Source organism: Flavobacterium aquariorum, assembly GCF_003254745.1.
Taxonomy (GTDB): domain Bacteria; phylum Bacteroidota; class Bacteroidia; order Flavobacteriales; family Flavobacteriaceae; genus Flavobacterium; species Flavobacterium aquariorum.
The window spans coordinates 314,211-326,726 of the sequence record NZ_QKXH01000005.1 but is presented as its reverse complement, the minus strand read 5'-3'; the positions used below and the strand labels follow the sequence as shown (position 1 = coordinate 326,726).

General features: G+C 31.2%; 12 protein-coding genes. 6 read left to right on the top strand and 6 right to left on the bottom strand.

Going from position 1 to position 12,516, the window contains the following annotated elements:
- Both DOS84_RS19220 and DOS84_RS10155 read left to right on the top strand, forming a co-directional pair.
- A partial coding sequence (locus DOS84_RS19220) for a hypothetical protein (protein WP_207802041.1) occupies positions 1 to 246 on the top strand: 246 nt, incomplete at its 5' end.
- A gap of 388 nt (positions 247 to 634) precedes the next feature.
- Entirely contained in the window at positions 635 to 1,159 is a 525-nt protein-coding gene (locus DOS84_RS10155; protein WP_111409998.1) for a DUF4468 domain-containing protein, read from the top strand.
- A 799-nt stretch (positions 1,160 to 1,958) separates the two neighbouring features.
- Here DOS84_RS10155 and DOS84_RS10150 read toward each other — a convergent pair.
- The 3 genes from DOS84_RS10150 to DOS84_RS10140 all read right to left on the bottom strand — a co-directional run bounded on the left by DOS84_RS10150 (position 1,959) and on the right by DOS84_RS10140 (position 5,093).
- Positions 1,959 to 2,843, bottom strand: coding sequence for a hypothetical protein (locus DOS84_RS10150; RefSeq protein WP_111409997.1), 885 nt, complete (start codon positions 2,841 to 2,843; stop codon positions 1,959 to 1,961).
- Entirely contained in the window at positions 2,830 to 4,416 is a 1,587-nt protein-coding gene (locus DOS84_RS10145) for an N-acetylmuramidase family protein (protein WP_111409996.1), read from the bottom strand. Before DOS84_RS10145 ends, DOS84_RS10150 begins: the two co-directional genes overlap by 14 nt.
- Before the next feature lie 371 nt (positions 4,417 to 4,787).
- Positions 4,788 to 5,093, bottom strand: coding sequence for a hypothetical protein (locus DOS84_RS10140; protein WP_111409995.1), 306 nt, complete (start codon positions 5,091 to 5,093; stop codon positions 4,788 to 4,790).
- A 332-nt stretch (positions 5,094 to 5,425) separates the two neighbouring features.
- Between DOS84_RS10140 and DOS84_RS10135 the strand changes: the two genes are divergently transcribed.
- Both DOS84_RS10135 and DOS84_RS10130 read left to right on the top strand, forming a co-directional pair.
- Entirely contained in the window at positions 5,426 to 6,304 is an 879-nt protein-coding gene (locus DOS84_RS10135; protein ID WP_111409994.1) for a LytTR family DNA-binding domain-containing protein, read from the top strand.
- 136 nt (positions 6,305 to 6,440) lie between these two features.
- Complete coding sequence (locus DOS84_RS10130) at positions 6,441 to 7,610, top strand: acyltransferase family protein (RefSeq protein ID WP_111410023.1); 1,170 nt, start codon at positions 6,441 to 6,443, stop codon at positions 7,608 to 7,610.
- A 229-nt stretch (positions 7,611 to 7,839) separates the two neighbouring features.
- Here the strand turns inward: DOS84_RS10130 and DOS84_RS10125 are convergent, their stop codons facing one another.
- On the bottom strand, positions 7,840 to 8,667 hold the full coding sequence (locus DOS84_RS10125; RefSeq protein WP_111409993.1) for a leucine-rich repeat domain-containing protein: 828 nt from the start codon (positions 8,665 to 8,667) through the stop codon (positions 7,840 to 7,842).
- A 456-nt stretch (positions 8,668 to 9,123) separates the two neighbouring features.
- Positions 9,124 to 9,978: a leucine-rich repeat domain-containing protein gene (locus tag DOS84_RS10120; protein WP_111409992.1), complete on the bottom strand. Its 855-nt coding sequence runs from the start codon at positions 9,976 to 9,978 to the stop codon at positions 9,124 to 9,126.
- A 190-nt stretch (positions 9,979 to 10,168) separates the two neighbouring features.
- Between DOS84_RS10120 and DOS84_RS10115 the strand changes: the two genes are divergently transcribed.
- Entirely contained in the window at positions 10,169 to 10,657 is a 489-nt protein-coding gene (locus DOS84_RS10115; protein WP_111409991.1) for a DUF1761 domain-containing protein, read from the top strand.
- Positions 10,658 to 10,716: 59 nt separating this feature from the next.
- On the opposite strand, the gene DOS84_RS10110 is transcribed toward DOS84_RS10115, so the two are convergent.
- On the bottom strand, positions 10,717 to 10,998 hold the full coding sequence (locus DOS84_RS10110) for a 4a-hydroxytetrahydrobiopterin dehydratase (RefSeq protein ID WP_111409990.1): 282 nt from the start codon (positions 10,996 to 10,998) through the stop codon (positions 10,717 to 10,719).
- 400 nt (positions 10,999 to 11,398) lie between these two features.
- Between DOS84_RS10110 and DOS84_RS10105 the strand changes: the two genes are divergently transcribed.
- The gene (locus DOS84_RS10105) at positions 11,399 to 12,508 is read left to right on the top strand and encodes an 8-amino-7-oxononanoate synthase (protein ID WP_243636356.1); all 1,110 of its coding nucleotides are present in this window, start codon (positions 11,399 to 11,401) and stop codon (positions 12,506 to 12,508) included.
- The last annotated feature ends 8 nt before the right edge of the window (positions 12,509 to 12,516 follow it).

Genomic DNA, 12,516 nt, shown 5'->3' with positions numbered 1-12,516 from the left:
CCTTTACCACTTTTAAAATCAACCTTTGGTCATAATGACTTTGCTTACGATCGCGGACAGCATAAACGTCCTGTTCCTTGTATTCCATACACTCGTGAATTGTGTATAGCTATTTCAGGACAAGACACTATAAATTTATTAAATAAATCCTGTAGCTTTTTTATAAAATTGAAATTACTAATCTTTGTGGGCACGGATTACAAATCCGCGCTACCGGGTTCTTATCGTCCTCCATTTTATTATTGATTTTCGTGGTCCTTAAGAGTCTGTTTACGAACCATTTTTTGCATGACTTAAAAAAAACTTGTTATTAAATAAAATGAAGGGTACATTTTATTTTAATGATATCTACTGAAATTTGTTTGCTATATCTTTAGTAAACGAATTTGGATAATTTCAGCCCTCCTATTCTTGTTAATCATCCTTCAGAAGTTTCAACCTAATAATTCAATGGTTAAACAAACAAAGAGCGATATTTTGTGATATTTGAATACTAATTAATAAAAAAAGTAGTTTTTAATGAAAGTTGGGTTGGTCACTTTAAATTGGAAATAGGTAGTCAATATCACTAGAATTTACAATTAGAATTTAACACTGCTGATTTAAAACGGTAATAATTAAATAGTCGCTTACCATGAAAAGAATTCTCATTTCTGCTTTATTGATACTTTCGTTATGTGGATACGGACAAAGACTTAATGTTCTCCCAAAAGACGAAAATGGGAAAGTTCATTTTACTAAAATTATAGAGTCAAATAATTTGAGCCAAGAGCAAACCTATAATAAATCAAAATTATTTTTCATTAATAATTTTAATTCCGTCAAAGATGTAATTGAATTAGATGATAAGGAAAACAGAACAATTATTGGTAAAGGACATACAATACTTAATATTCAAAAAGGCAAATATACCACTCCGGTACCATTATCATTTTTCATTAAAATTGAATCTAAAAATAATAAATGTAAAGTTGATATATACAATTTGATATATAATAACGGAACTTTTGCAGAAACATTCTTTAGCGAATACAACGAAGCCCGATATATTAATGCAAATGTCAAAAACAAATTAATAATGGAAAGCTATCGAGACCAAACACTTGAAAAGATAGCTTTTATTGAATCAAAAATTAAAGAGGAGCTTAATAAGAATTAACAATTCTAGTAAGGAACTTACAATAAAATGAACAACACAGATATAAAAATAGTAGAGTTAAAAATTTAGTACCTTTTTCCTAACCCGGTCTTGTATGTCCCTATTTTATTTTACTTATGACCTTAAAGAGTTATGACCAATAATTCAGCAAATATAGAGGGTTGACAAATTGTAAATAAATTTTGAAGCAATTTTCGAACCAATAGAAAGCTCCAAAATGAAATGACTTTAGAGGTTTGTAATTTTTTGTGGGGGATGAGGGATTTGAACCAGAAAATTTAATAATTGGATACTATTTATTTTTAAATCATCTAGAAAATGGTTCGAGAATTCTCCTGTTAGCGCTACTAGAAAAGCTTCCCATTTCTCTGGAACTTTTTTATATGCAGTAAAATCAAGTATAATGTAACAATAATCTTGTTTATATATTTAGCAAATGAGATTGCTTCGTTCCTCGCAATGACCCATAATAACCATCTGCCAAGTCATTGCGAGGAAAGAATCAAACCCACTAAAATAATCTTCATCTCAACCCACAAAAAAAGACTGTTCAATCATGAACAGTCTTTTTTATGCGTTTAAGAAATTGGTTTATACAGCAAACAAACCTTGCTTGTGAGCGTTGTATAAAACCAAATCGTAAGGAACTAATTTTGGTGTTACTTTCCCTTTCGAATTATCAAACTAAATATGATTGTGCTTTCTAACAACTAAATCTCTTTTGAGCAACTATTAGGTCGCTTTGTCAAGCGTCATACTGCATAAATTTTATAAAACTGATTATTTACCCATACTTTTCTTAAAGTTTAACCTTCTCAAAAGTTAAATATTTTTCATCACACTGAGTAAAATGAATATACTCATTCATGGAATTTCCATAATTTTGAATTACGATGCTTTCCGCGGTATAAAGCCCTCCCATTTTCCCAAGCTCTATGGTGGTTGATTCATTATCATTAATTAGAACTGCTTTACCCTTAGAAATCACTTTTTTTCCATCGAAAATTGAAAAATAGTACACTTTTTCGTTTTCCTCGATTTTTATTTTAAATCTTGATTTTTCGCAGGAATGTAAAATATATAAACCCTCAATATTGTTTTCTGTTTTTCCACACCTTTTTCTTAAACCAACTATAAAATCTTTTTTTAAATCTGATAAATTCATTTTTCCAAACTGCTCATATGTGAAAATTTCATGATTTTCAGTAATGCCTGTTTCATTTGGTTCCGTTTTTAAAACATCAACTTTTTTTAAATAAAGAGCATTAGACTCATAAAAAAAGGACAGTTTTATATATTCAAGTTCTATCTCAAAGCCTATATTGCTTTTATTCAAACCAATATAGGGATCCCCTCCTTGGTAGCCACATGTTGAACATCCAATAATTTCATTGTTGGTAGAAATTAATTTATTTCCTTTCTCATTCCTGATTTGGACTAATAATGATCTTTCTGAATTGTTTTTTTCTTTTACTTCTATTTTATCTAGCTTCCCATCATTATTTAGATCTATAATAAGTGAATCTAATATTTTTTCATTGCTATTCGCATTTTTTTTATTTTTGCTCTTTACGATTATTTTTTTATTTTTTATAGAAACTGTATCATTTGGAGATTGTTTACAATTGATAAAACATAAGCAACTAATTGCTAAAACATAAAATTTAAATTTATTTGAGTTCATTGTAATATTTTTTTAAATTATTTGCGTAATCTGGATTAGTAGTTTTCCAAGAGGAACCATTATATTTTTCTGCAATACTTTCCCAATCTTTATTTTTCATTGCATTTAGCAAACCATCGGTGTTTTCTAAATATCCAACAAAAAATTTAAATTGCTGTAACTCGCACATATTTACAGCCTTTTCCATTTCTTTTGGACTACTAAAAGCAACAGTATAATTAAAACCCATAACTTGAAATTTACCCCATGAACATGCTTTCAATGCGCAAGTGTAATTTATCTTTTTTGCCGTCTTTAATTTCTCATATTGCTCAGAATATTGTCCATATCCACCGGCTGAATTATTCACTATTCTAGGATATTTCTTTTTAAGTTCTTCTAGTTCGTCATCTGTCTTGCCTGTTTTTTTTAAATACTTCCACATTTTATGTCTTTCAAAAAGAATAGTTGCCTGTCCTTTTTTCCAAAAACTATTTCTTTTAGATTCTTGTTTTGCAATAGCTTTCATTACTTCAACTTCAACACCTAGTCTTTTAGAAACTTCTTTGTAATCATCTTCCCGTATTAATGCTCCTTGCTCTTTACAAGATGTTTTAACTATTCCTTGGTTTTGACAATAGCATCCTCCTTTCTCATCTTTCATTTCATCTTCTTTTTTCTCATCCGGCTGAAAAATCTTTAAGACACTATTAATTGCATCAATTGGATTTGGTAATATTATAGGATCTATTTTAATTTTATCTTCAATCCAATCTATAATGTCATCGCCAATAGATTTTTCTTTCTCTTGTTTTTTGGAGGGACCTTTTTTTTGTGCAGGAGTTTGTTTTTTAGGAGTCGCTGGTTTTGCTGTTGTATCCTTGTAACTAGGATTGGCAACATTAGTATTTTTACTCGCTGTTTTTTTATTCAAAATTTCGGCTGTGACATAATACTCATGCGTTTTCCCTTCGTCAGCATCTCCCTTGGCTTTTACGGCATCGGCAATTTTGGCAAAGTCAGGTTCTAAAACAAAATCAATATCGGCAATTCCTCCTTTTACAGTTCCAGGAAGTGTCTTCATTTTGTTCTTTCCATTGGCTTTGTCATGTCCTGCGCCGGCAACATCATCTTCCCAAAGGGTAGCATACACAGTACGTCTTTCCATATGTAGACAATGCACTCTTGCTTTTAGGGTTTGACCATAAGCAAAAGGTTTAGTAGGTTTGTTTCCAAGCTTGTCAAGAAATTCTATACTGTCTATTTTAGGGCTTTCAGCTTTGTGCGGCTTGACATCAAGTCTAGCCACTTGATCACCTCTCTTCGCAAGAATACGAATACCATTTCTTTCCAGACTTTTTTGTGTAAATTTATAGGGAACTTTGTTGCCTGTTTTATTGTTTTCCTCTTTTTGAATCCATCTCCCATTCTCCAATACATGCACTGACCACTCAACATGTTGCTCAAAAGGATTTGTAGCAGCATTGCTCAGATTTTGAAAAGGGAATAAGCTTGGCAATAATTGGCTCACCGAGTACCACTCTTCCTTGCCTACTACTGGGGTTGGATCCCCTATAATTCTAAATTCAGACATACAATTTTAATTTACAAATAGAGTACCTTAAAAGCTACACGTTTCTCCGTTATTGAATAAGAATTGACACGTCATACATTTGTTCTTATACTCCTATTTATTTTTAAATTGTAAATATATAAGAATTAAACTATAATTTAATGTTATTTTTGAAAATAAATACATCTTTTTTGGGTAAGTTTAATTCAACATCTCCTATAAAGTAATAAAACAGTTTTAAAAAAGTAACTTTTAGAAATTACTGCTTTTACTAGTCTTTTTCGAGGAACGAAGCAAACCCACTAAAATCAGCAAACAATCTTTCATCATAACCCACAAAAAAAGACTGCTCAATTACGAACAGTCTTTTTTTATGCATTTAAGAAATTGGCTTATGCAGCAAACAAACCTTGCTTGTGAGCGTTGTATAAAACCAAATCGTAAGGAACTAATTTTGTCGCAACTTTCTCTGAAGCAGCATCAAACTTGATACCGTTGTGTTTTCTGAACAAGTAAATTTCTTTTAAACAATTAGACAAACTCTGGTGAATTAATGTTGTAAAAGTCGGCAACTGCTTGTCGCCTACCAATAAATCAATTTGGTAATTCGAACTGCTTTTCGATAGATTGTTTCCGATTATTTTTAAAGTGAATGTTGTCGGGATTCCGTTTTGCTCCCCTTGATACTGTACTACCATACTATTTAAGATTAAAATGTGGTTAAATTAAATTTCATAGTTTCAACTCTATATTCGTTGAATTCTTTATTAAAGCTTTTAAAAACAAGAAAATGATATAATAACGACCGTTAAATTATCAGTTTATAACAAAGCTAATTAATAAAATGATTACGAATGAAATTAAGTATGTAAAATTTTCATAAATTATTCGTTGAATAAACCAAGTTTGATAACTCAATTAATTGTTGCCGTTAGTACGATTATACATATATTTGTTTTAGAATAAAATCAACAATTTAACTAAAAACAAATAGGTTAGCAACTATAGAATTTCATAAGACAAATAAAAAATGAATCAAAAAACATCACTTCTTAACTTTCTGGAAAAGCTGTATCCATTTTATTATGAAGGCAAAAAACTCCTCCAAATAGTAGGTGTCATTTTTTTGATTTCTCTTTTTTTCAACTACATGCTTCAGCCTTTTGATGTGAACCCACAAGAGCAGAAAATGCCTTATTTTTGGATATGCTTCATCCATTCTTCCTCTCCTATCTTAGTTTTATTGTGTATATCATTAATCTGTAAATTATTTCCAAAAACGACTGACGACTGGAAAATTAAAAACGAATGTATTCTGATTTTCTTTCTGGTTCTGTTTACCGGAATAACCCAATTTCTGATCCGTGATGTTATTTATGATAATCCACAGAATTGGTCTTGGAAGTATTTTCTTGAAGAGATTTCCAACACCTTTATTGCCGGTATTTTCCTTGGGCCCATCATTATTTCCATCAATTTAAACCGACAACAACTTAAAAACACTCAAAAAGCAGAACGCATTTCTTCCTCCATAACTGACATAAAGGAACTTCAAAACAATACATCAATCACTATTGAAACGGAAGTCAAATCGGAAAAATTTGTTTTCGAAAGCCATAGTTTTATTTACGCCAAAGCAGAAGGCAACTACGCTGAAATATTCGTGAAGAAAGAGGAGAAAGTACAGAAACTAATCAAACGCATCCCAATCAAAAATCTGGAAATACAACTGAGTACTTTTCCGTTTATCATTAAAACCCACCGATCGGTTTTATTAAATCTGAATTACATCGAAAAGGTTACCGGAAATGCGCAGGGCTATAAAGTGCAACTAAAGGACTGTCCAGATACCGTTCCTGTTTCCAGAAACTTCATTCAATCGTTCGATTCAGCAACTGCATCGCGATAAAAACACCTTGTTATTTATCCCAAAATGTTGCCAACCACCCCAGAAAAATGCCTTTCGTCACATAATCTTGCGATTCAGAACAAGAATTTGCAGCGTTGTTTTTTTGCTCACACATTTGCAAAAAACTTTAGAACTTATGCGTAGATATGACTTAGACTGGCTTCGAGTAATAGTATTTGGATTACTCATTTTTTATCATGTGGGAATGTTTTTTGTGGCTCCTGATTGGGAATGGCACATCAAGAACAACATTACTTATGAATGGATTAAATATCCCATGTTATTTTTAAACCAATGGCGATTACCCATCCTTTTTGTCATTTCGGGAATGGGAACATCCTATGCCCTTTCAAAAAGAACGGCGATTCAATTCGCTTTTGAAAGAACCAAAAAATTACTGCTTCCGCTAATTTTCGGAATGTTGGTCATCGTTCCTCCACAAGTGTATCTTGAAAAGTTTTCAAAAGGAATGATCGAAGGCAGTTATTTCGACTTTTGGCCTTCGCACGCCTTTGTAGGCACATATCCCGTTGGGAATTTAAGTTGGCATCATTTATGGTTTATACCCTACTTACTATTATTCTCGTTGGTACTTATTCCTGTCTTTATATTTTTAAGAAACAACCCAAATAATTTTATACTAAGAACAACTGCAAAAATAAGCAGCACTCGATTCGGTCTATATTGGTTTATAGTTCCGCTCTATCTAATAGAAGCTTTTGTAGAGCCTTTTTTCAAAGAAACCCATGCTTTAGTCGGCGATTGGTTTGTCCTTATCAATAGCATCACTCTATTCTTTTTTGGATTCCTATTAATCTCCGTGAAAGAAACTTTTTGGAAAACAGTGGAAGCAAACAGAAAGACCTATATAAAATGTGGCATTATTGGTTTTACATTACTAATGTTGATCACTACTGTTTTTGAAGATAGTTATGTGAGACATTTTACAGAAGCTTTAATCAAAGTCTTCTCCTTTTGGTCATGGATTCTAACGCTGTTTGGTTATGCTTCCAAATACCTCAACAAACCCAGTAAAATACTGGTATATTGCAACGAAGCGGTATATCCTTTTTACATATTGCACCAAACGATAACGGTAATTTTAGGCTATTATTTAATGAATTCACAGTCGAATTCCTTCCTTAAGTTTTCGATCATGTCCATTGGAACCTTTTTACTCTCATGGATGATTTATGAATTTTTAATTAGACGATGGTTCTTGATTCGACCGCTATTCGGTTTACACAATACAAAAAAAATATCTGAACCTGAGTTTCTTCATCAATCGTCCCGTTCTGTCTTGTAAAAAAACGAACAACTAAATCACATTACACCGCAAAGCCTGATTAAGAACAATCAGGCTTTTATTTTTATAATACACAACACAGTAGCATAAAAATTTTAATCTCAAAAATCATATCATTTGAAACTCATACAAAAACGAAAAACCCTGTAAAGTATGAGGTTACAGGGTATTCTAACTAAATGTATTAAAACAAACAACTTTCAATCTCTTGAAGACTTGCAAGGAAGTTTTACCCTTTAATAACAGGTAATGAAACTACGTTTCCTACTTCATTTCGCATGGTCATATTCAATTTATCCAACAATGATAATCTGTTGGAAACTAGTCCCGAGAACAAATTATACGATATATTCATTTTTTTTAAATGTATTAATTTCTCCAATTCTAAAGGAACTTGCCCTTTAAAATCATTATCAAAAAGGTTTAAATTTTCTAATAATACCAGATTTCCAATTGCGGGACTTAATTTTCCAGTAAATCTATTAGAATATAAAGACAACGATTTTAGTGATTTTAACTCATAAAAGGAAACAGGCAATTGTCCTTGAAAAGAATTTTCATATAATGATAAATTCTCTAACACCGAAAGTTTACCGATTTGCGGAGGTAATTCACCAGACAATATATTTCGGTCCAATACTAATGCTTTTAAATTAGGCAAATTACAAATTGAAACAGGGATAAAACCAGTTAATTTATTAAACGAAAGATCCAAAACCTGTAAAGCTTTCAGATTGCCAATATTGAGTGGGATTTCTCCGTTCAATAAATTGGTACCTAAATTAAGTTCTTGCAGATTCAACAAAGTAGTAATCTCTACAGGAATACGTCCTGTCAAATTATTATTGTTCAAGTTTATCGAAATTACTTTATCGTCAACAACTTTAACTCCGTACCATTTATTCATTGGCAAAGAAAGATCCCATTTATTAATCCACTTAGCACCATTGGTAGCCTGGTTCAATTTTATAAGGACATCTTTTTCTGCCTGGGATACGTTAGCAAAAGCAGAGAATGAAAAGAAGACGATAAGAAGTAGCGTAATTTTATTACTCATTTGCTTTGATTAAAATTGATTGAGCCAAAAATAATTAAAAAGTTCGCTAACAAACAAAAAAAATCGACAAATTAACACAGAAATAATTTTACTAAATATATATCTTACAAAAAAAGTACAGCAATTCAAAAAAAAAGAATTACTGTACTTACAAAAAAATCAAGTATGACCCAAAATCAACATTGAAAAACAATAAATTAAATAAATTTAGAAACTAATTTTTTAAAAAATTTAATTAGTATTTATTAAAAAAACGGCTTTTAAAGCCATAAACAAAGTCAAGTATTGGCAAAATATAAATTTTGAAGAAAAAATCACAACCAATAAGGTTGTATTCAAAAAAAAATCAAAAGCGCATAAAAAAGCGCAGTAATTTAGAAACTAAACTACTGCGCTTTTGGTAACCATTAAAAATTAAATATTACTTATCAACTAACTTAACTTTATTTAAAACACTTATTCATCTGCAGCCAAAACTCCTTTGGCATTATTAGACACTTCCAACTGGAATGCAAGACCGAATTCATTAATCATTGTACAATTAAAACCTTCTTTTTGGGCTAAAGCTTGAGACACTGCACCGGAAAATGAATTGTATGACAAATTAACACTTTTCAAATTATCCAATTTTGCTATAGTATATGGAATATGTCCATTCATTTTATTGTCAAACAAACTTAAATTTTCAAGTTCTTTTAAATTTTCTACGTCCCAGCTGATTTGCCCCGAAAATTTATTACTGCTCAAGACTAACTCTTTTAGATTTTTCAGTTCATATAATGAAGCGGGAAGTTGACCTGATAATTCATTGTTAAATAAAGACACCACTTCTAATTCTTTTAAATTTCCAATTTGGCTAGGCAATTCCCCTGAAAGCTTATTCATGAAAAGCATTAATGAATTTAAATGAGGGATTTCACAGATTGAATTCGGTATTGATCCTGACAACTTATTAAAAGAAAGATTTAATTCTTTTAAGTTTTTTAATTTCCCAATCTTTTCAGGGATTGTCCCCGAAATTTGATTTTTAAACAAATTTAATTCTTCTAAATTTTTCAAATCGGTAATTTCATTAGGTAATGTCCCTACCAGATTATTATTGGAAAGATTGATTCCAACTACTTTATCATTTTGAATTTTGACACCGTGCCAAGTAGTAACCGGTGCATTCAGATCCCATTTTACTTTCCATTGGCTACCATTTGTACTTTGATTCAATTTTATCAAAATATTTTTCTCGGAATTTGGAATGTTTGCCAATAACGAAATCGAAAAGACTACTGTAAGAAATAATGTAATGATACTTTTCATAATCCTTTATTTTTTGCGTTTAACAAAACAAAAGTAATACCAAAACTCTATTAAATACAAAAATAATCGACGAAATACATGATTTAATATTTAAATATAATCTATATACTACTTATTTTGAATTATGAAGGCTTGAAATACATAACAAAAAATTAATTACATTTGATGCATAACCTTAAAACCTTAAATTATGGAAATGAATTGGATTGCAATTTTTGTAAGTGCATTAGCAACATTAGTAGTAGGATTTGTTTGGTACAATCCAAAAGTATTCGGTACTGTATGGATGAAAGAAACTGGCCTCACCCAAGAGGAACTACAAAAAGGAAATATGTTGAAAATTTTTGGATTGACCTACATTTTTTCTCTTCTTATTGTATTTGTTGAAATGTCATTAACAATACATCAAACAGGAGCCATGAGCATGATAGGAGGATATGCCAAAATAAATGAAGCTCTTCCATCGTTTAAAGCTTTCATGACTGATTATGGTACTGCCTTTAGAACATTCAAACATGGTGCTTTACATGGATTCATCTCCGGTTTATTTTTCGCTTTCCCAATGATTGCAATAAACGGTTTATTCGAAAGAAGATCTTGGAAATATATTTGGATCCACGCTGGATATTGGATAGTAACCTTGACTATTATAGGAGCTTTAATTTGCGGATGGTTGTAAATCCATGCTAAAAATATAAATAAGCCTTATTTCTATGCGTTATAGAAATAAGGCTTTTTTTATTGAAACAAACTTTCAATTTGACCTGCCAATTCAAAATCTTTGGTGGTCACTCCTCCCGAATCATGTGTATTCAAACGGATATTCACCTTATTATAAACATTAAAAAGTTCGGGATGATGATTCATCTTTTCAGCCAATACTCCAACCTGCACTATAAAACCCAGTGCCTGAGTGAAATTCTTGAATTTAAAATCTTTTTCAATGGCATTTTTCTTGAAATGCCAATCTTTTAAATTTTCTAAAAAGGGGCTTGCTGATTCTTCGTTATATGTTTGCATAATCGTTTCTTTCTATAAAGTTAAGGAAAAAGATTCTTAGTTTCTAAGATGCTGAGATTCTTAGTTTCTTAGTTTCTTAGAATGTTATTAATTATTTCAAACTGAAATTCGGTTATTGCAATTCTTTATTGGATGAATACAAAAAAACAAATTGTCGCTCTTTAGCCCCGATGGCAGTGGAAATCCTTGTGGGCTGGGGTTCAGCCCACAAGATTGTAGCGAACAGCGGGACGATGTTTCCTAAAAATGTCAAATGTTTCTGCTCCAAAAAAAACTTAGAATCTTAGTTTCTTAGCCTGTTAGAAACTTAATTACAATTCCATATAAATTGGCTAAATTTGAAAAAATATTCCTATCCAATTTGAAAACAACTCTTTCATATCAGATTTACGAGACCAAAATGCAACTTCCTAAAAACTGGAATGATCTAGGTTGCAAAAATATTTTTTTGTCCGCAGCGTATTTCAAAATTTTAGAAAAGTCAGCTCCCAGCAATATGACCTGCCATTACATTGGCCTTTTTAAGGGCCAAGATTTGGTGGGAATAGCTATCTCGCAATTTTTGGACTTAAACAAATTGGAATCGTTTGGTGATAGGGATCGATGCGTTAAGGCTAGTGTTCGAAAATTTATTCTGAAAAATTTTGCTTCGCACGTTCTGCTCATAGGAAATAACATGCTCACAGGACAAAATTCATTTGTTTTTTCGGATTCCATATCGACAATTGAAGGCATTAAAACTTTAAAAAGAGCAACTAATGAGTTGAAGGCTAAATTTAAATCAATTGGCAAAAAAGTACACATCACCACTTTCAAAGATTACACTCAAAAAGAGGTCGAAAACTTCACAGCAGATGTCTTTGCAAAAAACTACAAATATTGCATTCAGCCAAATATGATCTTCAAGATCCGAGATGAATGGAAAGCAGAACAAGATTATATCGATTCCTTAATCAAAAAATATCGTGACCAGTATAAAAGAGCTCGAAAAAAAGCAGAAGGGATTGAAAAAAGAAAATTACATTTAGAAGACATAATCACGCATGAAGAAACAATTTATGACTTATATCATCATGTTGCGCAAAATGCTCCTTTCAATACTTTTTTTCTACCCAAAAATCATTTTAGGATTTTTAAAGAAACTCTCAAAGACAATTTCTTATTCTATGGTTATTTTTTGAACCAAAAACTTATTGGTTTCAATACATTAATCAAAAATGGCAGCTCGATAGATACTTATTTTTTAGGCTATGACGATACTGTACAGAGGGAAAAAATGCTGTATTTGAATATGCTCTACGATATGATTGCCTATTCTATCAATAAAGGATTTAAAGAAATTATTTTCTCTAGAACGGCTTTGGAAATCAAGAGCTCTGTTGGGGCAAAACCAATGGAAATGTTTGGTTTTATGGAACACAGCAATAAGCAAATAAACAAACATGTTCCTAAAATATTTCCAAAATTGGAACCCGAAATTATCTGGCAGGAAAGAAATCCGTTTAAATGATTAACAAA